The organism is Pseudomonas fluorescens, from assembly GCF_902497745.1.
Classification (GTDB): Bacteria; Pseudomonadota; Gammaproteobacteria; order Pseudomonadales; family Pseudomonadaceae; genus Aquipseudomonas; species Aquipseudomonas fluorescens_BM.
Map to the genome: position 1 here is coordinate 31,887 of NZ_CABVHJ010000016.1, position 25,000 is coordinate 56,886.

At 57.6% G+C, this 25,000-nt stretch carries 21 protein-coding genes and 3 tRNA genes; 3 read left to right on the plus strand and 21 right to left on the minus strand.

Annotated elements, in window-relative coordinates; genetic code table 11:
• The first annotated feature begins 266 nt into the window (after positions 1-266).
• Together F8N44_RS22405 and nadC are read left to right on the plus strand one after the other, a co-directional pair.
• The gene (locus F8N44_RS22405; protein WP_102901833.1) at positions 267-1,577 is read left to right on the plus strand and encodes an ABC transporter substrate-binding protein; all 1,311 of its coding nucleotides are present in this window, start codon (positions 267-269) and stop codon (positions 1,575-1,577) included.
• A gap of 364 nt (positions 1,578-1,941) precedes the next feature.
• Positions 1,942-2,790 carry a carboxylating nicotinate-nucleotide diphosphorylase gene (nadC, locus tag F8N44_RS22410; protein ID WP_150651839.1) on the plus strand — a complete coding sequence of 283 codons (849 nt, stop codon included), beginning with the start codon at positions 1,942-1,944 and terminating at the stop codon, positions 2,788-2,790.
• A gap of 51 nt (positions 2,791-2,841) precedes the next feature.
• Here nadC and F8N44_RS22415 read toward each other — a convergent pair whose 3' ends face one another.
• The 17 genes from F8N44_RS22415 to rlmE form a co-directional block, all read right to left on the minus strand.
• Positions 2,842-3,147 carry a DUF6388 family protein gene (locus F8N44_RS22415; protein ID WP_150651840.1) on the minus strand — a complete coding sequence of 102 codons (306 nt, stop codon included), beginning with the start codon at positions 3,145-3,147 and terminating at the stop codon, positions 2,842-2,844.
• Between the two features lie 241 nt (positions 3,148-3,388).
• Positions 3,389-3,464 (minus strand) — tRNA-Thr (locus tag F8N44_RS22420).
• A gap of 184 nt (positions 3,465-3,648) precedes the next feature.
• Entirely contained in the window at positions 3,649-5,754 is a 2,106-nt protein-coding gene (gene pnp / locus F8N44_RS22425; protein ID WP_150651841.1) for a polyribonucleotide nucleotidyltransferase, read from the minus strand.
• A 193-nt stretch (positions 5,755-5,947) separates the two neighbouring features.
• The gene (rpsO, locus tag F8N44_RS22430; protein ID WP_003197723.1) at positions 5,948-6,217 is read right to left on the minus strand and encodes a 30S ribosomal protein S15; all 270 of its coding nucleotides are present in this window, start codon (positions 6,215-6,217) and stop codon (positions 5,948-5,950) included.
• A gap of 142 nt (positions 6,218-6,359) precedes the next feature.
• Complete coding sequence (gene truB, locus F8N44_RS22435) at positions 6,360-7,277, minus strand: tRNA pseudouridine(55) synthase TruB (RefSeq protein ID WP_008088346.1); 918 nt, start codon at positions 7,275-7,277, stop codon at positions 6,360-6,362.
• A 4-nt stretch (positions 7,278-7,281) separates the two neighbouring features.
• Positions 7,282-7,683: a 30S ribosome-binding factor RbfA gene (gene rbfA / locus F8N44_RS22440; RefSeq protein ID WP_007915259.1), complete on the minus strand. Its 402-nt coding sequence runs from the start codon at positions 7,681-7,683 to the stop codon at positions 7,282-7,284.
• Positions 7,684-7,842: 159 nt separating this feature from the next.
• Positions 7,843-10,371, minus strand: coding sequence for a translation initiation factor IF-2 (gene infB, locus F8N44_RS22445; RefSeq protein WP_122598523.1), 2,529 nt, complete (start codon positions 10,369-10,371; stop codon positions 7,843-7,845).
• A gap of 27 nt (positions 10,372-10,398) precedes the next feature.
• Positions 10,399-11,880: a transcription termination factor NusA gene (nusA, locus tag F8N44_RS22450; RefSeq protein ID WP_003221546.1), complete on the minus strand. Its 1,482-nt coding sequence runs from the start codon at positions 11,878-11,880 to the stop codon at positions 10,399-10,401.
• A 47-nt stretch (positions 11,881-11,927) separates the two neighbouring features.
• Positions 11,928-12,386, minus strand: coding sequence for a ribosome maturation factor RimP (gene rimP, locus F8N44_RS22455; protein WP_007915250.1), 459 nt, complete (start codon positions 12,384-12,386; stop codon positions 11,928-11,930).
• A 139-nt stretch (positions 12,387-12,525) separates the two neighbouring features.
• Positions 12,526-12,602 (minus strand) — tRNA-Met (locus F8N44_RS22460).
• 97 nt (positions 12,603-12,699) lie between these two features.
• Positions 12,700-12,785: transfer RNA gene (locus F8N44_RS22465), tRNA-Leu, on the minus strand.
• A gap of 22 nt (positions 12,786-12,807) precedes the next feature.
• Positions 12,808-13,194, minus strand: coding sequence for a preprotein translocase subunit SecG (gene secG, locus F8N44_RS22470; protein ID WP_027610782.1), 387 nt, complete (start codon positions 13,192-13,194; stop codon positions 12,808-12,810).
• 4 nt (positions 13,195-13,198) lie between these two features.
• Positions 13,199-13,954 carry a triose-phosphate isomerase gene (gene tpiA, locus F8N44_RS22475; protein WP_016986498.1) on the minus strand — a complete coding sequence of 252 codons (756 nt, stop codon included), beginning with the start codon at positions 13,952-13,954 and terminating at the stop codon, positions 13,199-13,201.
• Between the two features lie 65 nt (positions 13,955-14,019).
• A complete protein-coding gene (gene glmM, locus F8N44_RS22480) occupies positions 14,020-15,357 on the minus strand; it encodes a phosphoglucosamine mutase (RefSeq protein ID WP_150651842.1) in 1,338 nt (445 codons plus the stop codon).
• Between the two features lie 16 nt (positions 15,358-15,373).
• Positions 15,374-16,225: a dihydropteroate synthase gene (gene folP, locus F8N44_RS22485; RefSeq protein WP_150651843.1), complete on the minus strand. Its 852-nt coding sequence runs from the start codon at positions 16,223-16,225 to the stop codon at positions 15,374-15,376.
• An 8-nt stretch (positions 16,226-16,233) separates the two neighbouring features.
• Entirely contained in the window at positions 16,234-18,141 is a 1,908-nt protein-coding gene (gene ftsH, locus F8N44_RS22490; protein WP_016986501.1) for an ATP-dependent zinc metalloprotease FtsH, read from the minus strand.
• 202 nt (positions 18,142-18,343) lie between these two features.
• Positions 18,344-18,973 carry a 23S rRNA (uridine(2552)-2'-O)-methyltransferase RlmE gene (rlmE, locus tag F8N44_RS22495; RefSeq protein WP_008088328.1) on the minus strand — a complete coding sequence of 210 codons (630 nt, stop codon included), beginning with the start codon at positions 18,971-18,973 and terminating at the stop codon, positions 18,344-18,346.
• A gap of 101 nt (positions 18,974-19,074) precedes the next feature.
• Here rlmE and F8N44_RS22500 point away from each other — a divergent pair, with 101 nt between their 5' ends.
• The gene (locus tag F8N44_RS22500) at positions 19,075-19,383 is read left to right on the plus strand and encodes a YhbY family RNA-binding protein (RefSeq protein ID WP_003221534.1); all 309 of its coding nucleotides are present in this window, start codon (positions 19,075-19,077) and stop codon (positions 19,381-19,383) included.
• Positions 19,384-19,392: 9 nt separating this feature from the next.
• On the opposite strand, the gene F8N44_RS22505 is transcribed toward F8N44_RS22500, so the two are convergent.
• The 4 genes from F8N44_RS22505 to carA all read right to left on the minus strand — a co-directional run bounded on the left by F8N44_RS22505 (position 19,393) and on the right by carA (position 24,783).
• Positions 19,393-19,797, minus strand: coding sequence for an MFS transporter (locus F8N44_RS22505; RefSeq protein WP_150651844.1), 405 nt, complete (start codon positions 19,795-19,797; stop codon positions 19,393-19,395).
• A 28-nt stretch (positions 19,798-19,825) separates the two neighbouring features.
• Positions 19,826-20,302 carry a transcription elongation factor GreA gene (gene greA / locus F8N44_RS22510; protein ID WP_034154417.1) on the minus strand — a complete coding sequence of 159 codons (477 nt, stop codon included), beginning with the start codon at positions 20,300-20,302 and terminating at the stop codon, positions 19,826-19,828.
• Complete coding sequence (gene carB, locus F8N44_RS22515) at positions 20,299-23,520, minus strand: carbamoyl-phosphate synthase large subunit (protein WP_007915231.1); 3,222 nt, start codon at positions 23,518-23,520, stop codon at positions 20,299-20,301. Before carB ends, greA begins: the two co-directional genes overlap by 4 nt.
• Before the next feature lie 126 nt (positions 23,521-23,646).
• The gene (gene carA / locus F8N44_RS22520; RefSeq protein ID WP_007953761.1) at positions 23,647-24,783 is read right to left on the minus strand and encodes a glutamine-hydrolyzing carbamoyl-phosphate synthase small subunit; all 1,137 of its coding nucleotides are present in this window, start codon (positions 24,781-24,783) and stop codon (positions 23,647-23,649) included.
• Positions 24,784-25,000: the final 217 nt, after the last annotated feature.

Below are 25,000 nucleotides of genomic sequence, written 5' to 3' on the forward strand. Positions count from 1 at the left end.
CATTCGCGAGCAAGCTCGCTCCCACAATGGACCTCGCAATGCTCTGAAACCTGTACGCATTCGATAGCGCCTGATCGCTGCAAAGCCCTTCCCTACGTTCACCCCACAAAAGTCCAGTGCAAAAAAGTATCGATAAAAGTGCTAGGGATGATTTGTCAGCCCTGCGATTGAAGGCTGTAATCAGTGCACATTCTTCCAGTCGTCGGAAGACACAAAAACAATAACTGTCCTTCTGTAACCCACCGGGTGCAGAAAAGGAGTGCACGATGCAACCCACTGCAAAAGCTCTGCTTGCCCTCACCTGCATGACCCTCAGCAGCGTCAGCCTTGGCGCCCAGACCCTGACCATCGCCACCGTCAACAACAGCGACATGATCCGCATGCAAAAGCTCTCGAAAACCTTCGAGACCGAGCATCCGGACATCAAGCTCAATTGGGTGGTGCTGGAGGAAAACGTTCTGCGCCAACGCCTGACCACCGACATCGCCACTCAGGGCGGGCAGTTCGACGTATTGACTATCGGCATGTACGAAGCCGCACTGTGGGGCGCCAAAGGCTGGCTGGAACCGATGAAGGATCTGCCGGCCAGTTATGCCCTCGACGACGTGTTCCCTTCAGTGCGCGAGGGCCTGTCGGTCAAGGGTTCGCTGTACGCCCTGCCGTTCTATGCGGAAAGCTCGATCACTTATTACCGCACCGACCTGTTCAAGGATGCCGGCCTGACCATGCCCGAGCGTCCGACCTGGGAGCAGATCGCCGGTTTCGCCGAAAAACTCACCCACAAAGACAAAGAGCAGTACGGCATCTGCCTGCGTGGCAAGGCCGGCTGGGGCGAGAACATGGCGCTGATCACCACCGTCGCCAACGCCTACGGCGCGCGCTGGTTCGATGAGCAGTGGAAGCCGGAATTCAGCGGGCCGGAATGGAAAAACGCGCTGAACTTCTACGTCGACACCATGAAGAAATCCGGCCCGCCGGGCGCGTCCAGCAATGGTTTCAACGAAAACCTCGCGCTCTTCAACAGCGGCAAATGCGCGATGTGGGTCGATGCCAGCGTCGCCGGCTCGTTCGTCACCGACAAGACCCAGAGCAAGGTTGCTGATCACGTCGGCTTCACTTTCGCCCCGCATCAGGTGACTGACAAAGGCTCGGCCTGGCTGTATTCGTGGGCACTGGCGATTCCGACCAGTTCCAAAGCCAAGGATGCCGCAAAAGAGTTCAGCGCCTGGGCGACTTCCAAAGAGTACGGCGAGCTGGTAGCCAAGACTGACGGCATTGCCAACGTACCGCCAGGCACTCGCGCCTCGACCTACAGCGACGCTTACATGAGCGCCGCGCCGTTCGCCAAGGTCACGCTGGAATCACTGAAGGCGGCTGATCCAGGCAAACCAACGCTGAAGCCAGTGCCATACATTGGCATTCAACTGGTGACCATTCCTGAGTTCCAGGCCGTGGGTACCCAGGTCGGCAAGCTGTTCTCGGCGGCGCTGATCGGCCAGACCACGGTGGATCAAGCCCTGGCCGCTGCCCAGCAAACCACTGAACGCGAGATGAAGCGCGCCGGTTATCCCAAGTAACCGCTGAACGACTTGCTCCTGCCTCCTGTGGGAGCGAGCTTGCTCGCGAAGGCGATCTGTCAGTGACATTGTTGGTGACTAACACTGCGCTTTCGCGAGCAGGCTTGCTCCCACAGGTCTCAACAACTTTGGCTGCATCACACGTCAAAGCTATGACGTCAAATGCAAGGCGAATTATCTTTCATAACTTGCACCCGGCGCCATAGCCGTCAGGGTTTCCCCTATACCGCCCCTTTCAGTGACCACGCCTGGCCGGGTTTGCTCAAAGAAAATCGACCGGATGCAGGCTGGCACGCGCGTTCTCGCCTTGGGTTGGCTCGTGTCATGCCCCTATAATCGAACCACTTTGTTTGTGGAGCCCGTTATGCCGAATCTACGTCTCGCCGACTTGACCGCCGAAATCGAAGCCAACGTGCGCCGTGCGTTACTCGAAGACATCGGCAGCGGCGACATTACCGCGCAACTGATCCCGGCCGAACGCCTGGCCAAAGCCACCATCATCACTCGCGACGCGGCCGTTATCTGCGGCACTGCCTGGGTCGATGCGGTGTTTCGTCAGCTTGATCCGCGGGTGGCGGTGCATTGGCAAGTGGTCGATGGCGAGCGGGTAAAGCCCAATCAACCGTTATTTCATCTCGAAGGCCCGGCCCGTTCGCTGCTGACCGGTGAACGCAGTGCGCTGAATTTTCTGCAATTGCTTTCCGGCGTAGCTACGCGCGCGCAGTACCTTGCCGATTTCGTCGGCACCACTCAGGTCAAACTGCTCGACACCCGCAAGACTCTGCCGGGTCTGCGTCTGGCACAGAAATACGCGGTGACCTGCGGTGGCTGCCACAACCATCGCATCGGTCTGTACGACGCATTCCTGATCAAGGAAAACCACATCGCCGCCAGCGGTGGCATTTCGCAGGCGATTGCCGCCGCGCACAAGATTGCCCCGGGCAAACCGGTGGAAGTCGAAGTGGAAAGTCTGGAGGAGCTGAAAGAGGCACTGGCCGCCGGCGCCGACATCATCATGCTCGACGAACTGAGCCTGGATGACATGCGCGAAGCCGTGCGTCTGAACGGCGGCAAGGCGAAGCTGGAGGCCAGCGGCGGTATCAACGAAAGCACGCTGCTGCCGATCGCCGAAACCGGGGTGGATTACATTTCGATTGGCGCAATGACCAAGGATGTCAAAGCGGTGGATCTGTCGATGCGCCTCAGTCTCTGAAGGCTGCGCGCAAAAAAAAACGCCAGCCCGGTTGAGGCTGGCGTTTTTGTTTCAGACCACCAGATTATTCATCTCGCAGTACTCTTCCCAATCGACACCCAGCACTTCGGCCGCCTCTTTGTGCAGCACAAGGCGCTGCGCCTCGAACTCCTCCGGCGTGCTCGTGTACTTGAGCGTCAGTTCCCACGGCTGCAGGCCCTGGGCTTCGGCTTCATCTTCGAAGGCCCACTGGATCTGGTCTTTCTGATCGTCGGGACTGAGATCCTTGATCTCTTCCAGCAGTTGGGGCGCATCAAGCTTGTACTTTTCCAGCGCTTGTTCGTGGCGTTGCTCTTGGGTCAATTCTTTCACGGTCATGGCGTTCTCGCTGATCATAGGAATGGAGGATGGATCTGGATCATCAAGGATCTCTCTGACGCGGATTGTCCGGCCTTCGGAACCATTCGGGATCATCTGAAAACTGCTGGGCGATGCTCATGCAGGCACCGAATATAGGACGTTTGCATGACGAATTACACGGCTCTTTACATCTCTCCCACAAAAAGCTGACCTGCGGAACATAAATCCGCCTGGCGATAAGTGAGAGTGATGAAGAAGGTGGTGCCCGAGACAGGAATCGAACCTGCGACCTTCGCGTTACGAGTGCGCTGCTCTACCGGCTGAGCTACACGGGCGGTGGGCTAAACCTAGCACCGGTTTTCACAAAAGCAAAGATCGCAGCCAGCGGTAGATCGGGTTATCACAGCGCTTTTGTTGGAGCTGCCGCAGACTGCGATCTTTGGATCTTTATGCCAGACAAAAAAATGCCCCGCCGTTTTCACGGCGGGGCATTTTTATTGCGCGAACGCTTTGGGCTGATTAAACGCCCGAAGCCTTGGCCGCTGCCACGTCTTTGATGGACAGCTTGATACGGCCGCGGTTGTCCACGTCCAGTACCAGCACTTCCACTTCCTGGCCTTCTTTCAGGATGTCGGTCACTTTCTCTACGCGAGCGTCGCTCAGCATCGAGATGTGTACCAGACCGTCCTTGCCCGGCAGGATGTTGACGAATGCGCCGAAGTCGACGATGCGCTCAACCTTGCCGACGTAGATCTTGCCGATCTCGGCTTCAGCGGTGATGCCCAGAACGCGCTGACGTGCAGCTTCTGCAGCTTCCTTGGTTTCGCCGAAGATCTTGATCGAACCGTCGTCTTCGATGTCGATCGAAGCCTTGGTTTCTTCGCAGATCGCACGGATGGTCGCGCCACCTTTACCGATAACGTCACGGATTTTGTCGGTGTCGATTTTCATCGCGATCATGGTCGGAGCGTTGGCCGACAGTTCGGTACGCGACTGGCCGATGATCTGGTTCATCTGACCGAGGATGTTCAGGCGCGCTTCCAGGGCTTGGCCCAGAGCGATCTCCATGATTTCTTCGGTGATGCCTTTGATCTTGATGTCCATCTGCAGCGCGGTAACACCTTTGGCGGTACCGGCCACTTTGAAGTCCATGTCGCCCAGGTGGTCTTCGTCACCAAGGATGTCGGTCAGGACGGCGAATTTCTCGCCTTCTTTAACCAGACCCATGGCGATACCGGCAACCGGCGCCTTCATCGGCACACCAGCGTCCATCAGGGCCAGGGAAGCGCCGCAAACGGAAGCCATCGAACTCGAACCGTTGGATTCGGTGATTTCCGAAACCACACGGATGGTGTACGGGAACACGTCAGCGGCTGGCAGCATGGCCGAAACCGAACGACGGGCCAGACGGCCGTGACCGATTTCACGACGACCAGCACCACCCATGCGACCACACTCGCCCACCGAGAACGGAGGGAAGTTGTAGTGCAGCATGAACGGGTCTTTTTTCTCGCCTTCCAGGGTGTCCAGCAGTTGTGCATCACGGGCAGTGCCCAGTGTTGCAACGACCAGAGCCTGGGTTTCACCACGGGTGAACAGCGCCGAACCGTGAGTCTTCGGCAGAACGCCGACTTCGATGTTCAGCGGACGTACGGTTTTGGTGTCGCGACCGTCGATACGTGGCTTACCGTTAACGATGTTTTCGCGAACGGTGCGGTATTCGATTTCGCCGAAAGCAGCTTTGACTTCGCTGGACGAAGGCAGGCCTTCTTCACCGGACAGCTTGGCAACGACTTGATCCTTCAGCTCACCCAGACGCGCATAACGGTCAGCCTTGACGGTGATGGTGTAAGCCTGGGAGATCGCTTCGCCGAACTCGGCACGGATAGCGCCCAGCAGTTCGGTGGCTTCTGGAGCAGGCGCCCAGGTCCAGGTTGGCTTGGCAGCTTCAGCGGCCAGTTCTTTAACGGCGTTGATCACCACCTGGAACTCGTCGTGAGCAAACAGTACCGCGCCCAGCATCTGGTCTTCGGTCAGCTCTTTGGCTTCCGATTCAACCATCAGTACGGCGTCCGAAGTACCGGCAACGACCATGTCCAGGCTCGAAGCAGCTTGCTGCTCGTAAGTCGGGTTCAGCAGGTAGCCGGTGCTTTCGTGGAAGGCAACGCGAGCGGCGCCGATCGGGCCGTCAAACGGGATGCCCGAGATGGCCAGGGCAGCCGAGGTACCGATCATCGCAGCGATGTCCGGATCGGTCTTCTTGCTGGTGGAAACGACGGTGCAGACAACCTGCACTTCGTTCATGAAGCCTTCTGGGAACAGCGGACGGATCGGACGGTCGATCAGTCGGGAAGTCAGGGTTTCTTTTTCGGAAGGACGGCCTTCACGCTTGAAGAAACCGCCAGGGATCTTACCGGCAGCGTAAGTCTTTTCCTGGTAGTGAACCGACAGAGGGAAGAAGCCCTTGCCCGGATCAGCTTGTTTTGCACCGACTACAGTCACCAACACGCTGACGTCGTCGTCAACGGTGACCAATACTGCGCCGGAGGCCTGACGGGCGATACGGCCAGTCTCGAGGGTAACGGTCGATTGACCGAACTGGAATTTTTTGATTACCGGGTTCACGGTGTCCTACCTTCTTTGTGGCTCTTGGGGGAACTGGTTTCTTGCGAATTCTTGGGCAATGTCGGGAATCGGCCCAACCCTTGTCCAGGGTAAAACGTGTATCCAGATAAAACTTGAGGCTGGGAGCCTGCAAGGCGCCAGCGGTAAACCGCTGACGTCCGACAGACCACCAACCTCATAGCGCAATCGCTGATTAGCGACGCAGACCCAGGCGAGCGATCAGAGCGCTGTAACGGCTCACGTCCTTGCCTTTCAGGTAGTCCAGCAGCTTGCGACGCTGGTTTACCATGCGGATCAGACCACGACGGGAGTGGTGATCTTTACCGTTGGCCTTGAAGTGACCTTGCAGTTTGTTGATGTTGTGGGTCAGCAGTGCAACTTGCACTTCTGGCGAACCAGTGTCACCAACAGCTTGCTGGTAGTCAGCAACGATTTGAGCTTTTTCTTGAACGTCGAGAGCCATGAGGCAATCCTTTTATCAGGAAGCTGTTTCAAAGAAACAACTTCAACAGGCCAGGGACAAATCCCTGTATCTATAAATGAGTAGTGACCGTGCCTGTTAACAGCCACACTCGCCGACCTGCTGTTACACAGGCCGGTTCCGGTCATTCTGACCGAATCAGTCGACGTGGCGCGATACGCCCGTCTTCGCTCACTTCACCGATACCGATGAAGCGACCATTGTGATCCTGTACCCGTACCATGCCGAACTTCGGAGCATCCGGGGCACGTACTGGCTGGCCGTTGAGCCAGTAGAACGCGCTCGCTTCCGAGAAGTGCAGCAACGGCCAATCCTGCAGGCCGCTGTCCGATGGCATCAGGAAGCGGTCAACCGCTTCATTGCCGCCTTCGGCATGTACCGCTTCCAGCTCTTCGAGGGTCACCGTCTGCGCCAGGGTGAAAGGCCCGGCCTGGGTACGGCGCAATTCAGCGACGTACGCACCACAACCGAGTTGCTCACCGATATCCTCCACGAGGGTGCGAATATAGGTGCCTTTGCTGCAATCCACCGCAAGTCGCGCAGTATCGCCTTCGAAGGCCAGTAATTCCAAGCGCGCAATAGTAACAGAACGCGGTTCGCGCTCCACTACTTCGCCTGCACGAGCCAACTTGTAGAGCGGCTGGCCATCACGCTTGAGCGCCGAGTACATCGGCGGTATCTGACTGATTTGCCCACGAAATTTCGGCAATGCCGCTTCGACATCGGCGCGACCAACGGTCACCGGGCGCTCCTGCAAAACCTCACCTTCGGCGTCTGCCGTGGTGGTGGTCTTACCCAGTTGCGCGAGGGTTTCATAAGCCTTGTCGGAATCGAGCAGGTACTGCGAGAACTTGGTCGCTTCGCCAAAGCACAACGGCAAGACGCCGGTGGCCAGAGGGTCGAGGCTGCCGGTGTGACCGGCCTTCTCGGCGTTGAGCAACCAGCGAACCTTCTGCAACGCGGCGTTGGAGGTGAATCCCAACGGCTTGTCGAGCAGGATGATGCCGCTGACGTTACGACGGATACGTTTGACCTGAGCCACCGAGTTACTCCTTGGTGTCTTCAGGTTCAGCAGCGACCGGATGCTGATTGTCTTCAGCCACCGCACGCTCGATCAGCGCCGACAGGTGCGCGCCACGCACGACGGACTCGTCGTAGTGGAAGTGCAGTTGCGGCACGCTGCGCAGTTTCATTTCACGGGCCAATTGCATGCGCAGGAAACCTGCGGCGGCGTTGAGCACCTTGATGCTTTGCGCGATGTCTTCAGCGTTGTCCTGCCCCATCACGGTGATGAAAATCTTCGCGTGACCGACGTCACGGCTGACTTCCACTGCGGTAATGGTGACCAGACCCACACGTGGATCTTTGACTTCACGACGGATCAGCTGGGCCAGCTCGCGCTGCATCTGATCGCCGATACGTTGGGTACGGCTGTATTCTTTTGCCATGATTTGTTACCTGTTACTGCCCTGCGGTGAAACCCGCAAGGTCTGAAAGCGGCAAACGCCCGGCCTGACAAAAGCCAGACCGGGCGTTGCGTTTAGAGTCCGGGTGATGCGCCGCACTGTTGAGTGCGGCCGGCCATCACGGCTCCTGAAGTGCGCGAGTTAGAGGCTGCGAGCAACCTGAACCTTCTCGAAGACTTCGATCTTGTCGCCGACTTTGACGTCGTTGTAGCTCTTCACGCCGATACCGCATTCCATGCCGGCACGTACTTCGGAAGCGTCATCCTTGAAGCGGCGCAGGGATTCCAGCTCGCCTTCGAAGATAACGATGTCTTCACGCAGTACACGGATCGGACGGTTACGGTGCACAACACCTTCGATCACCATGCAGCCAGCGATCGCGCCAAACTTCGGCGAACGGAACACGTCACGCACTTCGGCCACACCCAGGATGTTCTCGCGAACATCGCTGCCGAGCATGCCGGTCAGGGCTTTCTTGACGTCTTCGATGATGTCGTAGATCACGTTGTAGTAACGCATGTCCAGACCTTCCTGCTCGACGATCTTCCGTGCGCCAGCATCAGCACGCACGTTGAAGCCGAACAGTACAGCGTTGGAAGCCAGTGCCAGGTTAGCGTCGGATTCGGTGATACCACCGACACCGCCGCCGACTACGCGCACTTGAACTTCGTCGTTGCCCAGGCCATTCAAGGCACCGTTCAACGCTTCCAGCGAACCACGGACGTCGGATTTGAGGACGATGTTGAGCGTCTTCTTCTCGGCCTGACCCATGTTTTCGAAGATGTTTTCCAGCTTGCCGGCGTGAGCGCGAGCCAGTTTGACTTCGCGGAACTTGCCTTGACGGAACAGAGCCACTTCACGGGCTTTCTTCTCGTCAGCAACCACGCTCATCTCGTCGCCAGCGTCCGGAGTACCGTCCAGGCCGAGGATCTCGACAGGGATGGATGGACCGGCTTCTTTGATTGGCTTGCCGTTCTCGTCGAGCATGGCACGTACGCGGCCATAGTTCGAACCGACCAGGACCATGTCGCCTTGGCGCAGGGTACCGTCTTGAACCAGAACGGTTGCCACCGGGCCGCGACCTTTGTCGAGACGCGATTCAACCACAACGCCACGGCCAGGAGCCGACGGAGTTGCTTTCAGTTCGAGAACTTCGGCCTGCAGCAGAACGGCTTCAAGCAGTTCGTCGACGCCAGTACCGACTTTCGCCGAAACCGGAACGAACGGCGTATCACCGCCCCACTCTTCGGAAGTCACGCCGTGAACCGACAGTTCGCTACGGATGCGATCGAGATCGGCGCCCGGCTTGTCGATTTTGTTCACTGCAACAACCAGTGGAACGCCAGCCGCTACAGCGTGCTGAACAGCTTCAATGGTCTGCGGCATCACGCCGTCGTCCGCTGCAACCACCAGAATCACGATGTCGGTCGCCTTGGCACCACGAGCACGCATTGCGGTAAACGCGGCGTGACCCGGGGTATCGAGGAAGGTGACCATGCCGCGTTCGGTTTCAACGTGGTACGCACCGATGTGCTGGGTGATACCGCCGGCTTCGCCAGCAGCTACCTTGGCACGACGGATATAGTCGAGCAGGGAAGTTTTACCGTGGTCAACGTGGCCCATTACGGTCACGACTGGCGCACGGGAGAACGACTCACCTTCAAACTTCAGGGACTCGGCCAGGGAATCTTCCAGGGCGGTGTCGCTGACCAGGGTCACTTTGTGGCCCAGTTCTTCGGCTACCAGCTGAGCAGTTTCCTGATCAAGCACCTGGTTGATGGTCGCTGGAGTACCCAGTTTGAACATGAACTTGATGATTTCAGCAGCCTTGACCGACATCTGATTGGCGAGATCGCCAACAGTGATGGTCTCGCCGATCTGCACATCACGCACGACAGGGCCGGTTGGGCTCTGGAAACCGTGGGCGTTGCGCTTCTTCAGCTTGGCCTTGCCGCGACCACCACGACGGAAGCCATCGCTTTCTTCGTCGGTAGTGCGTGGCGCCACACGTGGAGCCGGCGCTTTTTCTTTGACCGATGCGCGATGCGGAGCGTTTTTGCGCTCGCCATCACCACCACCGCTGCGACGATTGTTGTCGTCGGCACGTGGCTTGTCCGGACGGCGCTGTTCGTTCTGCTTGTTGCGAACTTCAGCAGACGGTGCTGGAGCAGCAGCCACCGGCGCGCTTTCGCGAACAGGTTCGGCAGCTGCAGCCGGCGCCGCAACGGCGTCGCTGGTAGCGGTCTGCGCAGCAGCTGGCTGGCGGCGCGCTTCTTCTTCGGCGCGCTGCTTGGCTTCTTCTTCAGCCTTCTGACGAGCAGCATTTTCTACTGCGCGGCGCTCATCCAGTTCACGCTTGCGTTCGGCTTCGATTTCTTCCGGGCTACGCTGTACGAAAACTTTCTTTTTGCGAACTTCTACGCTGATGCTTTTGCTACCAGCCACACGCAGGGTGCTGGTGGTTTTACGCTGCAGCGTGATCTTGCGTGGTTCTTCCACTTTCGCCTTGTGGCTGCTTTTCAAGTGAGTCAGCAGGGACTGCTTCTCACTGTCAGTCACATTTTCTTCGGCGGCGGTGTGCGGCAGACCTGCCTCACGCATCTGCTGCAACAGGCGCTCTACCGGTGTTTTGACCTCATCGGCCAGTTGTTTCACCGTGACTTGCGTCATGCACTTCTCTCCTCAGGCCGCGCCTAATTACTCGAACCAGTGGGCTCGGGCGGCCATGATCAACTTGCCGGCACGATCATCGTCAATGCCGTCGATGTCGAGCAGGTCGTCAATAGACTGCTCGGCCAGGTCTTCGCGGGTAATTACGCCGCGCACCGCCAGTTCCATCGCCAAATCCTTGTCCATACCCTCAAGCGAGAGCAGGTCTTCGGCCGGATGGGCGTCTGCCAGCTTTTCCTCAGTAGCGATGGCTTTGGTCAACAAACGATCCTTGGCACGAGCGCGAAGCTCGTTGACGATGTCTTCGTCAAAGCCGTCGATGTTGAGCATTTCTTCCAACGGTACGTAGGCAATCTCTTCCAGGCTGGTGAAGCCTTCATCTACCAGCACCTGAGCCAGTTCTTCGTCGACTTCCAGCTCGTCGATGAAGTTGCGCAGGATGTCGCCGGTTTCTGCTTGCTGCTTAGCCTGGATGTCCGATTCGGTCATCACGTTCAGGGTCCAGCCAGTCAACTGGCTCGCCAGACGCACGTTCTGACCACCACGACCGATGGCCTGAGCCAGATTGTCTGCGCCAACGGCGATGTCCATTGCGTGGGCATCTTCGTCAACGATAATTGCCGCAACCTCAGCCGGGGACATGGCATTGATCACGAACTGAGCCGGGTTGTCGTCCCACAGAACGATATCCACACGCTCACCGCCCAACTCACCCGACACTGCCTGGACGCGCGAACCGCGCATACCGATGCAAGCGCCCTGCGGGTCGATGCGTTTGTCCTTCGAGCGGACGGCGATCTTGGCGCGCGAACCCGGATCACGGGACGCTGCCATTACTTCGATCAGGCCTTCGGCAATTTCCGGCACTTCGATACGGAACAGCTCGATCAGCATTTCCGGCGCGGTACGCGACAGGATCAGCTGCGGGCCGCGGTTCTCGGTGCGGATTTCCTTGAGCAGCGCACGCAGACGCACGCCGACACGGAAGGTTTCACGCGAAATGATGTCTTCACGGGCCAGCAACGCTTCTGCGTTGTTACCCAGATCGACGATCACGTTGTCGCGGGTGACTTTTTTCACGGTGCCGGAGATGATTTCTCCCAGGCGCTCGCGATAGGCGTCGACCACTTGAGCGCGCTCGGCTTCGCGAACTTTCTGCACAATGACTTGCTTTGCAGTCTGTGCAGCGATGCGGCCGAACTCGATGGATTCGATCTTTTCTTCAACGACGTCGCCAACCTTGGCACCAGGATGCGTTTCGGCAACCTTGCTTGGCCAGGTTTCGATAGCCGGATCGTCGAGATCATTCTCTTCGACGACCGTCCAGCGACGGAAAGTTTCGTAAGAACCGGTGTGGCGGTTAATTTCCACACGCAGGTCAACTTCGTCTTCAAAACGCTTTTTGGTAGCAGTGGCCAGAGCCAGCTCCAGCGCTTCAAAAATTACGCTTGCCGGTACGCCCTTTTCATTGGATACCGACTCAACAACCAGCAGTACTTCTTTGCTCATCGTACGCCTCGCCTTTCGCAAGCCATTGGATCCGCGGGATCCGCGTCTCAGTCAAAACTGGGAATAATGTTGGCCTTGTCGATCATATCGATCGGCAACAGGAACTCATGGTCATCTACCTGCACCACGACATCCTGTTCTTCTACACCGCGCAGAAGGCCCTGAAAGTTGCGTCGCCCTTCGAAAGGCGAGCGCAGCTTGATCTTCACTTGTTCACCGGCAAACTTTGCAAACTGCTCAAGAGTGAACAGTGGGCGCTCCATGCCAGGCGAGGAAACTTCGAGGGTGTATTCAACGGAAATTGGATCTTCAACATCCAGTACACCGCTGATCTGACGGCTGACAATGGCGCAATCGTCCACCAGCACGCCGCCCTCTTTATCGATATAAACGCGCAACATCGAGTGACGACCCTGAGCCGAAAACTCGATACCCCAGCATTCATAGCCCAGGGCCACGACCACCGGGGCCAGCAAGGCCTGCAACTCTTCTAGCTTGCTCGACACCTGAACCCCCTAGTGCATGATATGTGCATGCTTTGCAAAATAAAAAAATGGGCTTAACGCCCATCCTTGAAACGCCGTCGAACAGCGGCGTTGAAAGTGTCCAGCTAACAAAAAGCCCCTTAAAAGGGGCTCCTTAAACTGGTTGCGGGGGCCGGATTTGAACCGACGACCTTCGGGTTATGAGCCCGACGAGCTACCAGACTGCTCCACCCCGCGACAAAGCTGGGGCGGAAGTATACGACCGATCCCTTATAGGGTCAATGTAACCTTCCACCTGCAAGAAAGCCCGCAACAGCGGGCTCTCCTGACTAATTGGTACCGAGAAGGGGACTCGAACCCCTACACCCTATGGGCACAACCACCTCAAGGTTGCGTGTCTACCAATTCCACCACCTCGGCAAAACTACGTTTGAAACCCTTCTTACTTCTGCTCTTGAGCTGGAGGTACGTCAGTCGCTGGAGTAGCCGACTTTTGCTCTTGAAGCACCGGGACATCATCAGAAGCCGGTTGTTGTTGCTTGGGTACTTCCAACACTGCTGGATCTGGCAATCCTGCTTGAGTCAGCTGATGAGCCTTCTCTTTAGCAAAGTAACCTAACCCCAAGCTGGTTATGAAGAAACCGGCGGCAAGTATAGCAGTAAACTTACTAAGAAAGGTAGAGGAACCTTGGCTTCCGAACACAGTATTTGAAGCACCTGCTCCGAAAGACGCGCCAGCGTCCGCACCCTTACCCTGCTGCAGCAAAACCAGAGCAACTACGCCCAATGCACCCAGCAGATGAAAAACGACTACGACTGTTTCCAGCATTTTCTCAGTTTCCCGCGGCGCGACAGATCGCACCGAACTCATCTGCATTCAGGGAAGCTCCACCAATGAGCCCCCCATCGATATCCGGCATGCCGAACAGTTCGACCGCATTGGCCGCCTTCACGCTGCCGCCGTATAGAAGCCGCACACCTCGTGCGACTTCAGAATTCTCTGCCGCCAGCTGCTCGCGAATGGCTTTATGCACATCCTGAGCTTGCTGCGGCGTCGCAGTCAGTCCGGTACCAATAGCCCAGACCGGCTCGTAAGCAATGACTGCCTTGGCAAAAGCACCGACACCCAGCTCCTCGATAATGCTGCCCAGCTGACGCCCGACAACCTCAAGAGTTTTTCCGGCTTCGCGCTGCTCGAGGGTTTCCCCTATACACAACACCGGAATCAAGCCACATGCCTGTGCCGCTGCGAACTTGCGATTCAGCATCCCGTCTCGCTCACCCATTATCTGGCGGCGTTCGGAGTGCCCGACAAGCACAAGGGAACAACCTGCATCCACCAACTGACTCGGCGCAATCTCACCGGTCAATGCACCTTGCATGGATTCCACCGCAGAATTCTGCGCGCCGACCGAAATCGACTTGCCTTTCAAGCCATCAATCACTTGATTGATATACAAGCAAGGCGGGAATACCGCGACATCAACACCGCTTGGCAAGGCCAGATGACGAAGGCCGTTGATCAGCTCAGCGACGCTGGCGCGGGTACCGTGCATCTTCCAGTTACCAGCTACCATAGGGCGACGCATGCTGTACCTCGTCGGTCAAAGTGGGCGCAGATGTTACCCAACACAATCATGGCTTGCAAGCCGTATCAGGCAGAAACTTCAGTTACCAGTTTTGCCAGCTCTTCGGCGTAGTTGCGAACCTGGGTTTCGTCCTCGCCTTCGACCATTACGCGCACCAGAGGCTCTGTCCCGGACTTGCGCAAAAGCACGCGACCGCGCCCCGCCATTGCCTGGGTAACACGCGCACTGGCTTCCTTGACAGCCGGGTGTTCCAGCGGACTTTCGCCACCACCGAAACGCACATTGATCAGCACCTGAGGGCACTTGCGCAATGCCTGACGCGTTTGCGCCAGCCCTTCATTACGGGTCTTCAGCGCCATCAATACCTGCAAGGCCGCGATGATCGCATCACCGGTGGTCGTGTGATTGAAGCAAACGATATGCCCCGAATTTTCGCCACCGACCAGCCAATTGCGCTCAAGCAACTCGGCGATCACATAGCGGTCGCCGACATTGGCACGAATGAACGGAATCGAAAGCTCTGCAAGCGCGAGCTCCAGACCCAGATTACTCATCAGGGTGCCAACCACGCCCCCGTGCAATTTCCCGCGCTCATGCAGATCGCGAGCAATGATGAACAGCAGTTCGTCACCATCAACAATGGCACCGGTATGGTCAACCATCAAAACCCGATCGCCGTCGCCATCAAAGGCAATGCCCAGATCGGCGTGCTCCGCCAGTACCGCAGCCTGCAACTGCCCCATATGGGTCGAGCCACAATTTTCGTTGATGTTCAGACCATTTGGTTGCGCCGAGAGCACCACCACTTCTGCACCCAACTCACGGAAAACACTCGGAGCCACTTTGTAGGTCGCACCATGCGCGCAGTCGATAACGATCTTGAGGCCGGAAAAACTGGTGCCCGTAGGCACACTGCTTTTGCAGAATTCGATGTATCGACCTGAGGCATCGTTGATGCGAGACACTTTGCCGATTTTGCTCGATTCAACCACGGTCATCGGGGTATCGAGCAACTCTTCGATCATCAACTCCAGCTCATCGGGCAGCTTGGTGCCTTTACCGGAGAAAAACTTGATGCCGTTATCGTCGTGCGGATTGTGCGAAGCACTGATCACGATACCGGCCTCAGCCTGGAACGTACGCGACAAGTATGCGATGGCCGGCGTCGGCATAGGACCCAGCAGCATCACATCGGCCCCCGCCGATGTCAGACCGGCTTCAAGGGCCGACTCGAACATATAACCGGAAATTCGCGTGTCCTTGCCGACCAGCACCTTGCAGGCGCCCATCTTGCGGAACGCCATGCCGGCAGCCCAGCCGAGCTTGAGCATGAAGTCAGGAGTAATCGGGTATTCACCAACGCGACCACGAATGCCGTCAGTACCAAAATATTTCTTGCTCATAAGTGCTCCATCATTCTTATTCGGCTGATTCCACGGCCGCGATCATCCGCACCACGTCTACCGTTTCCGCCACATCATGGACGCGCAATATACGCGCACCTTTCACCGACGCCAGTGCCGCCAGCGCCAATCCGCCATGCAGCCGCTCGCCAACAGGACGATTCAAGGCGTGTCCGATCATGCTCTTCCGGGAAACACCAACCAGCAAGGGCCTGCCCAACGCATGCAGGGCTTCCATGTGCTTGAACAAGCTTAGATTGTGCTGCAGGGTTTTGGCGAAACCGAAGCCCGGATCAAGAATGATCCGCTCGGCAGGAATACCTGCTGATGCACACACCGACATCCGCTCCGCAAGAAACTCGCCAACCTCGCGAGTGACATCGTGATACTGCGGATTGTCCTGCATATCGCCCGGCTCACCGAGCATATGCATCAGACATACCGGCAAGCCTGTCGCCGCCGCTGCATCCAGCGCACCATCGCGCTGTAGCGATCGCACATCATTGATCAACCCGGCACCCAGTCGCGCGGTTTCGCGCATCACCGCAGGCGTAGAAGTGTCCACCGAGATGATCACATCAAGTTCGCGATTGATCAGCTCGACAACCGGCGCCACGCGCTCAAGCTCTTCGAGCGGAGAAACCGCTCGCGCGCCAGGCCGGGTGGACTCGCCACCGACATCAATCAGCGTCGCACCCGCCGCAACCATCGCTTCTGCATGGCGCAAGGCGGCGTCAAGCTGGCTGTATTGGCCGCCATCGGAGAAAGAATCAGGGGTGACATTGAGAATGCCCATGACGTGCGTCTGGGCCAAATCAAGAACCCGGTTGCCGCAAGGCAACCGGGTCAGGGACTGTACAGAAGTCATTTCAAACCTTAAACGTCAGCAGCCGGACCGCCGATCGGTGTTTCCGGACGCTCGTCGCGCACCACCGGTGGCGGCGGCGTACCGGTGCCACCCGACCAGTCACGAGGCTCGCGAGGTGTACGACCGGCCATGATGTCGTCGATCTGTTCAGCATCGATCGTTTCATACTTCATCAGGGCATCAGCCATGGCATCGAGCTTGTCACGGTTGTCGGTAAGGATCTGCTTGGCTGTGCCGTAGCACTGGTCAATGATACTGCGCACTTCGGAGTCGATCAGCTTGGCAGTCTCACCGGAGAAGCTGGCAGCCTGACCGCCACCGCCGCGACCGAGGAACACTTCACCCTCTTCTTCGGCATACATCAACGGACCGAGTTTTTCCGACAGACCCCACTTGGTCACCATGTTCCGCGCAATCTGGCTGGCACGCATGATGTCGTTGGAAGCACCGGTGGTCACACCATCGAAGCCGAGGGTCATTTCTTCCGCGATACGGCCGCCATACAGCGAGCAGATCTGACTGATCAGCGCGCGCTTGGACAGGCTGTAACGATCTTCTTCCGGCAGGAACATGGTCACACCCAGCGCACGGCCGCGCGGAATGATCGACACCTTGTAGACCGGATCATGCTCAGGTACGACGCGGCCAACGATGGCGTGGCCTGCTTCGTGATAAGCGGTGTTCTGCTTCTCTTTCTCGGACATGACCATCGATTTGCGCTCGGCGCCCATCATGATCTTGTCTTTGGCCAGTTCGAATTCTTTCATTTCAACGATGCGCTTGCCGCTGCGTGCAGCGAACAGCGACGCTTCGTTGACCAGGTTTGCCAGATCAGCACCGGAGAAGCCTGGAGTACCACGCGCGATAACGGCCGGAGCGACGTCGTCACCCATTGGCACTTTGCGCATGTGAACCTTGAGAATCTGCTCGCGACCACGGATATCCGGCAAACCAACCACGACCTGACGGTCGAAACGGCCCGGACGCAGCAGCGCAGGGTCGAGTACGTCAGGACGGTTGGTTGCTGCGATAACAATGATGCCGTCGTTCATTTCGAAGCCGTCCATCTCAACCAGCAACTGGTTGAGAGTCTGCTCACGCTCATCGTGACCGCCACCCATGCCAGCGCCACGATGGCGACCGACGGCGTCGATTTCGTCGATGAAGATAATGCACGGCGCGTGCTTCTTCGCCTGCTCGAACATGTCGCGAACACGGCTCGCACCGACACCGACAAACATTTCAACGAAGTCGGAACCGGATATGGTGAAGAACGGAACCTTGGCTTCGCCGGCAATTGCCTTGGCCAGCAAGGTTTTACCGGTACCCGGAGGACCGACCATCAGCACACCGCGAGGAATACGACCGCCCAGGCGCTGGAACTTGCCCGGATCACGGAGGAACTCAACCAGTTCGCCGACTTCTTCCTTGGCTTCGTCGCAACCGGCAACGTCAGCCAATGTGGTTTTCACCTGATCTTCGGAGAGCAGGCGTGCCTTGCTCTTGCCAAAGCTCATCGGCCCGCCCTTGCCACCGGCACCGCCCTGCATCTGGCGCATGAAGAACATGAACACCGCGATGATCACCAGGATCGGGAAGCTGGCCACCAGAAGCTGGGTCCAGATGCTTTGCTGTTCAGGCTGCTTGCCTTCAACCACAACGTGGTTGTCGACCAGATCGCCGATCAGGCCATTGTCCTGGATTGCCGGACGAATGGTCTTGAAGCTATCGCCATCATTGCGCTTGCCGGTAATCACATAACCATCAACGGCTACGCGCTCGACCTTGCCATCCTTGACCTGCTGGATGAAGTCGGAATAGTTGAGGGTCTGCGGCTCGTTAGGGCTGGAGAAGTTGTTCATCACCGTCACCAGGACAGCCGCGATGATCAACCACAGGATCAGATTCTTTGCCATATCGTTCAATTAACTACCCTCTGAAGCAAGCTCCGCTACTGGCGCGCGCTTCGCATGATATTCACCGGCCTAACTTACTACATTACCTACGGCTCTGGCAGGCGCCGTCTGTAACCCTTTGTGAAACACTTTCTACACAATATTCGTTAATGCTAGCCGGGCGAAATACTAAAAACCTATCACCCCGCACAAAAACCTCATTTTACTCACTACGTCCGCGGTAACCCCAAGCCAGCATGTATTGCTCGCGTGAGCTGCCACGGGAGGAGTCCGGCTTGATCATCTGGATCTTGTCGAACTTTTTGCGAGCGTCCTTCAGGTAAACATCAAATCCTTCGCCCTGAAAAATCTTGATCACAAAATTGCCACCCGGCTTGAGTATCCGCTCCGCCAGATCAAGCGCCAGCTCGCAGAGAAACATGGCTTTAGGCATATCCACTTCGGGCGTACCACTCATATTGGGGGCCATATCGGAAATCACAAGGTCCACCTGCGAATTACCCACGGCTTCAAGAATCTGAGCGAGCACTGCGTCCTCGGTGAAGTCTCCCTGAATAAAGGTCACATCAGGGATGCTGTCCATTTCCAGAATGTCCGAAGCGATCAAACGCCCCTGACCGCCGATCAGACGACTGGTGACCTGAGACCAGCCCCCGGGCGCCGCGCCCAGGTCGACAACGCTCATGCCAGGACGGATCAGCTTGTATTTCTCCTGGACTTCCAGAAGCTTGTAACTCGCACGCGAGCGGTAGCCATCCTTCTGCGCTTGCTTCACATAGGGATCGTTGACATGTCGTTTCAGCCAACCAAGGCTTGTCTTGGAACGCGCCATTGGGCACCTCGATGATAAGGGTCGTGATTAATTGGGCGGATCCACGAACCCTCGGGTAAAATGGCCGCCATTTTACAGAATCCAGACGAAAGGGTCAGATTATGCCGCTCACTCCAGAGCAGAAGAAACAGTACAAATCCATTGGCCACCACCTGAAGCCGGTTTTGACGGTGGCTGACAACGGTTTGACTGAAGGTGTTTTAGCCGAACTTGAACGCGCCTTGGCGGATCATGAGCTGATCAAGATCAAGCTCAACATCCTCGATCGCGAGTCGCGCCTGGCGCACATCGCAGAGCTGTGCAAGGTTGGCAAAGCAGACCTGGTACAGGTCATCGGCAAGATGGCACTGGTTTACCGCAAGAACTTCAGCGTCAACAAGCAACTGTCGAACGTTCATCGCTTCAAGTGATGACAAGGGTCAAGGGTGTGCTTCGCGCACCCTGCCACTCCATCCCGGCACCGGCTGCATCACCAGCACCAGCCCGGAAAACCTCAGAACCAGATAACTGAACACCTGCCAGCGCTGCGCATCCGGCCAGCCGACACGCACTGCGACATACATCGCACACGCATACAACGCCATCAACAGCACCTGCCCACGAAAATCCCGCCATAGACTGGCAAGGCCCTCGGCCTGTACCAGCACCAAAGCCTGAAAAATAACGCATGCGGCGGCAAACCCCACCACCAGCACTTCAAATGCACTGGCGACTTCATCGATCAGCAGCGGTGCCAGGCCAATCTTGCCCAGCGCCGGCTGCAAACCGAGATGTATCAGCCATAGACCGCCGACCCAAAGCATCTGGGTCAGCTGCCAAAGCATGGCGCCCGCATGCAGCGGGCGCCCTTTTTCAGATGTGACGGACTTCGACAATCTCGTACTCGATCACGCCGCTTGGCGTTTTCACGGCGACCACATCGCCCTCTTCCTTGCCGATCAAGGCACGGGCCAAAGGCGAGCCGACGGAAATCTTGCCGAGTTTGAAGTCAGCCTCATCCTCACCCACGATGTGGTAAGTGACGCTTTCGTCAGTCTCGACGTTGGCGATTTCGACGGTGGTACCGAAAATCACTTTGCCGGTGTGCGCAATGGTTGTGACATCGATAATGACCTGATTCTGGATCCGGCCTTCGATGTCACGAATCCGCGCCTCGACCATGCCTTGCTGTTCGCGGGCGGCATGGTATTCAGCGTTTTCTTTCAAGTCTCCCAACTCGCGGGCCGTACCGATGTCCTGGCTGAGCTTCGGACGGACGACCTTGGTCAGGTGAGCGTGTTCCTCTTCCAGGGCTTTAGCGCCCTGGACGGTCATTGGGTATTTGATCATGCCTTCAATCCTGCGTGTAGATCCTGCAAGCGACGCACGGTCTTTTCCGGACCGAACTTCAGCGCTTCACAGATAGCTTCGCCAGCAGCAATGGTGGTGGTGCAATAAATCTTGTGCTGCAAGGCATTACGACGAATGGAGTACGAATCAGCGATCGACTGACGACCTTCGGTGGTGTTGATGATCAGGGTGACTTCGTCATTCTTGATCATGTCGACCACGTGGGGACGACCCTCGGTCACCTTGTTCACACGGCGCACTTTCAGGCCTGCCGCTTCGATCAGCTTGGCAGTGCCGGCAGTGGCAACCACTTCGAAGCCCAAGTTGATCAGATCACGGGCCACGCCTGCAACCAGAGGCTTGTCGTCATCGCGTACGCTGATGAAAGCTGTACCGCCGGTCGGCAGCACTTCGCTGGCGCCCATCTGGGCTTTGGCGAATGCTTCACCGAAGGTGTCGCCGACGCCCATCACTTCACCGGTCGACTTCATTTCTGGGCCGAGGATCGGATCAACGCCAGGGAATTTGGCGAACGGGAACACCGCCTCTTTCACGCTATAGAAGTTCGGGATGATTTCTTTGGTGAAGCCGATTTCTTTCAAGGTCTTACCGGCCATCACGCGGGCAGCGATCATGGCCAGAGAAACACCGATGCACTTCGATACGAACGGCACAGTACGGGAAGCACGCGGGTTGACTTCGATGACGTAGATGTCTTCGCCCTGCAAAGCCAACTGCACGTTCATCAGACCGACAACGCCCAGCTCCAGGGCCATTTTCTTGACCTGTTCGCGCATCTCGTCCTGGATGTGCGCCGGCAGCGAGTACGGCGGCAGCGAGCACGCGGAGTCACCGGAGTGAACGCCAGCCTGTTCGATGTGCTGCATGATCGCGCCGATCACCACGTCTTTGCCGTCGCAGACCGCATCCACGTCCATTTCGATGGCGCAGTTGAGGAAGTGGTCGAGCAGCACCGGGCTGTCGTTGGACACTTGCACCGCATCACGCAGGTAACGCTTGAGCTCGTCTTCTTTGTAAACGATCTCCATCGCACGGCCGCCCAGTACGTAGGACGGGCGCACCACCAGCGGATAACCGATTTTCGCGGCAGCACGAACAGCTTCGTCTTCACTGCGCACGGTGGCGTTTGGCGGCTGACGCAGGTTGAGGCGCTCAACCATTTGCTGGAAGCGCTCACGGTCTTCAGCACGGTCGATCGCGTCAGGGCTGGTGCCGATGATCGGCACGCCAGCAGCTTCCAGAGCACGCGCCAGTTTCAGCGGGGTCTGGCCGCCGTACTGGACGATCACGCCTTTCGGCTTCTCGACGCGGCAGATTTCCAGCACGTCTTCCAGGGTCACTGGTTCAAAGTACAGACGGTCGGAAGTGTCGTAGTCGGTGGAAACGGTTTCCGGGTTGCAGTTGACCATAATGGTTTCGTAGCCGTCTTCGCGCAGTGCGAGGGCAGCGTGAACGCAGCAGTAGTCGAACTCGATACCCTGGCCGATACGGTTCGGACCGCCACCCAGAATCATGATCTTGTCGCGGCCCGACGGCGCGGCTTCGCACTCTTCTTCGTACGTCGAGTAGAGGTAAGCGGTGTCAGTGGCGAACTCGGCGGCGCAGGTGTCAACGCGCTTGTAGACCGGGAACACTTCCAGCTTCTGGCGGTGCGTACGCAGGTTCTTCTCGGTCACACCCAGCAGCTTGGCCAGACGCTGATCGGAGAAGCCTTTGCGCTTGAGCTTGAACATCAGGTCACGGTCGATAGCGGACAGACCGAGGGTCTTGACCTTCTCTTCTTCCTTGATCAGATCTTCGATCTGCACCAGGAACCACGGATCGATCATGTTCATGCCGAAGATGTCTTCGACCGACAGGCCAGCGCGGAAAGCATCCGCCACGTACCAGATACGCTCGGCGCCCGGCACGGTCAGTTCGCGCTTGAGCACACTCATGCTTTCCGGGTTGCTCAGGTCGAGCTTCTCGTCCAGACCGCAAACACCCACTTCCAGACCGCGCAGAGCTTTCTGCAGGGATTCCTGGAAGGTACGGCCGATGGCCATGACTTCACCGACCGACTTCATCTGAGTGGTCAGGCGTGCGTCAGCCTTGGCGAACTTTTCGAAGGCAAAACGTGGCAGTTTGGTCACGACGTAGTCGATCGACGGCTCGAAGGACGCCGGGGTCTTGCCGCCGGTGATGTCGTTCGACAGCTCGTCGAGGGTGTAACCCACAGCCAGTTTGGCGGCGACTTTGGCGATCGGGAAACCGGTGGCTTTCGAAGCCAAGGCCGAGGAACGCGATACGCGCGGGTTCATTTCGATCACGACCATGCGGCCAGTGTTCGGGCAGATACCGAATTGAACGTTGGAACCGCCGGTCTCGACGCCGATCTCGCGCAGTACCGCCAGGGAGGCGTTACGCAGGATCTGGTATTCCTTGTCGGTCAAGGTCTGAGCCGGGGCGACGGTGATCGAGTCACCGGTGTGCACGCCCATCGGATCGAAGTTTTCGATCGAGCAGACGATGATGCAGTTGTCCTTTTTGTCGCGGACAACTTCCATTTCATATTCTTTCCAGCCGATCAGCGATTCGTCGATCAGCAGCTCTTTGGTCGGCGACAGGTCCAGGCCACGGGCGCAGATTTCTTCGAACTCTTCACGGTTGTACGCGATACCGCCACCGGTGCCGCCCATGGTGAAGGACGGACGAATGATGCACGGGAAGCCCAGGGTTTCGAGAACCGCGTTGGCTTCTTCCATGCTGTGCGCGATACCGGAACGCGGGCACGCCAGGCCGATGGATTTCATCGCCTTGTCGAAACGCGAACGGTCTTCAGCCTTGTCGATGGTGTCGGCGTTGGCGCCGATCATTTCTACGCCGAACTTCTCCAGAACGCCTTCGCGCTCCAGGTCCAGGGCGCAGTTCAGAGCAGTCTGGCCGCCCATGGTTGGCAGCACCGCGTCCGGACGCTCTTTTTCGATGATCTTGGCAACGGTCTGCCACTTGATCGGCTCGATGTAGGTAGCGTCCGCCATGTCCGGGTCGGTCATGATGGTGGCCGGGTTGGAGTTCACCAGGATGACGCGGTAACCCTCTTCGCGCAGGGCTTTACAGGCCTGGGCGCCGGAGTAGTCGAATTCGCAGGCCTGGCCGATAACGATCGGGCCAGCGCCGAGAATCAGGATGCTTTTAATGTCTGTACGTTTTGGCATGGGTTTGTCACTCAAATCCGCAGGTCAGTCGGCAAGCCGTCTTGATCGATTTCTGAAGTCTCGAGGGGGCCACCGGTGTCGGGGCCGCCCTCAAGGGGCTTCTCTCTACAGTCTCAAGGCGAACGCTTAGCGTCGCTTGGCCATCTCGTTGATGAAGCGGTCGAACAGTGGCGCAACATCGTTCGGGCCAGGGCTCGCTTCAGGGTGACCCTGGAAGCTGAACGCGCTCTTGTCGGTGCGTTCGATGCCTTGCAGGGTGCCGTCGAACAGCGATTTGTGGATCGCACGCACGTTGGCTGGCAGGGTTTCTTCGTCTACCGCGAAACCGTGGTTCTGGCTGGTGATCATCACGACACCAGTGTCAAGATCCTGCACCGGGTGGTTGGCACCGTGGTGGCCGTGGCCCATTTTCAGGGTCTTGGCGCCGGAGGCCAGTGCCAGCAGTTGGTGACCGAGGCAGATGCCGAATACCGGAATCTCGGTTTCCAGCACTTCCTTGATCGCCTTGATCGCGTAGTCGCATGGCTCCGGATCACCAGGGCCGTTGGACAGGAACACGCCGTCCGGCTTCAGTGCCAGCACATCAGCAGCTGGGGTCTGAGCCGGCACCACGGTGACGCGGCAACCGCGCTCGACCAGCATGCGCAGGATATTGACCTTGACGCCGTAGTCGTAAGCAACCACGTGGTATGGCAGCTCGGAGGCTTCGATGGTCGCGTGGCTGTCGGTCTTCAGATCCCAGACAGTCGAGCGCCATTCGTATTGAGTCTTGGTGCTGACGACTTTCGCCAGATCCATGCCCTTCAGGCCCGGGAAGCCTTGCGCCGCGGCAATGGCCGCTTCTTCGGAGATGTTGTCACCGGCCATGATGCAGCCGTTCTGTGCGCCTTTTTCACGCAGGATGCGGGTCAGGCGACGGGTGTCGATACCAGCGATGGCCACAACGTTGTTGGCTTTCAGGTAATCGGACAGGGACATCGTGTTACGCCAGTTGCTCGCTACCAGCGGCAGGTCACGGATGACCAGGCCAGCGGACCAGACGCGATCGGACTCTGCGTCTTCCGGCGTGGTGCCGGTGTTGCCGATGTGCGGGTAAGTCAGGGTAACGATCTGTTGGGCGTAGGAAGGATCGGTAAGGATTTCCTGATAGCCGGTCATTGCGGTGTTGAACACCACCTCACCAACGGTTTGACCGTCGGCACCAATGGCTTCGCCGCGAAAAATGCTGCCATCAGCAAGGGCAAGTATGGCTGGCTTAGTCAAGAAGACCTCCCGTAAATAACGCATGAAAGGGCGATCGCAGGTTGTAAAAAAGCGGAGTGACGTATGGACACGTCACCCCGCTTCTTCACTGAATTATTCTGCGCGCTTTTAGTGGACACACTAAAGCTGTAGCTTACAGAAAAAGGCTTTTTTGGTCCACCGCTAAAGAGCCGAAAAGGCCGGAGAATGCGACAGGTCGTCGCCGAGCGGAGAAAAA

What these genes read in the sequence shown, in the direction of transcription:
- F8N44_RS22500 (WP_003221534.1), top strand. Translation starts at nt 19,075, where the DNA reads ATGCCGCTCACTCCAGAGCAGAAGAAACAGTACAAATCCATTGGCCAC.
- F8N44_RS22415 (WP_150651840.1), bottom strand. Translation starts at nt 3,147, where the DNA reads ATGACCGTGAAAGAATTGACCCAAGAGCAACGCCACGAACAAGCGCTG.
- secG (WP_027610782.1), bottom strand. Translation starts at nt 13,194, where the DNA reads ATGCTGGAAACAGTCGTAGTCGTTTTTCATCTGCTGGGTGCATTGGGC.
- F8N44_RS22505 (WP_150651844.1), bottom strand. Translation starts at nt 19,797, where the DNA reads ATGCTTTGGCAGCTGACCCAGATGCTTTGGGTCGGCGGTCTATGGCTG.
- ftsH (WP_016986501.1), bottom strand. Translation starts at nt 18,141, where the DNA reads ATGGCAAAGAATCTGATCCTGTGGTTGATCATCGCGGCTGTCCTGGTG.
- infB (WP_122598523.1), bottom strand. Translation starts at nt 10,371, where the DNA reads ATGACGCAAGTCACGGTGAAACAACTGGCCGATGAGGTCAAAACACCG.
- rbfA (WP_007915259.1), bottom strand. Translation starts at nt 7,683, where the DNA reads ATGGCAAAAGAATACAGCCGTACCCAACGTATCGGCGATCAGATGCAG.
- glmM (WP_150651842.1), bottom strand. Translation starts at nt 15,357, where the DNA reads ATGAGCAAGAAATATTTTGGTACTGACGGCATTCGTGGTCGCGTTGGT.
- carB (WP_007915231.1), bottom strand. Translation starts at nt 23,520, where the DNA reads ATGCCAAAACGTACAGACATTAAAAGCATCCTGATTCTCGGCGCTGGC.
- tpiA (WP_016986498.1), bottom strand. Translation starts at nt 13,954, where the DNA reads ATGCGTCGCCCTATGGTAGCTGGTAACTGGAAGATGCACGGTACCCGC.
- greA (WP_034154417.1), bottom strand. Translation starts at nt 20,302, where the DNA reads ATGATCAAATACCCAATGACCGTCCAGGGCGCTAAAGCCCTGGAAGAG.
- nadC (WP_150651839.1), top strand. Translation starts at nt 1,942, where the DNA reads ATGCCGAATCTACGTCTCGCCGACTTGACCGCCGAAATCGAAGCCAAC.
- F8N44_RS22405 (WP_102901833.1), top strand. Translation starts at nt 267, where the DNA reads ATGCAACCCACTGCAAAAGCTCTGCTTGCCCTCACCTGCATGACCCTC.
- rlmE (WP_008088328.1), bottom strand. Translation starts at nt 18,973, where the DNA reads ATGGCGCGTTCCAAGACAAGCCTTGGTTGGCTGAAACGACATGTCAAC.
- folP (WP_150651843.1), bottom strand. Translation starts at nt 16,225, where the DNA reads ATGACTTCTGTACAGTCCCTGACCCGGTTGCCTTGCGGCAACCGGGTT.
- nusA (WP_003221546.1), bottom strand. Translation starts at nt 11,880, where the DNA reads ATGAGCAAAGAAGTACTGCTGGTTGTTGAGTCGGTATCCAATGAAAAG.
- rpsO (WP_003197723.1), bottom strand. Translation starts at nt 6,217, where the DNA reads ATGGCTCTCGACGTTCAAGAAAAAGCTCAAATCGTTGCTGACTACCAG.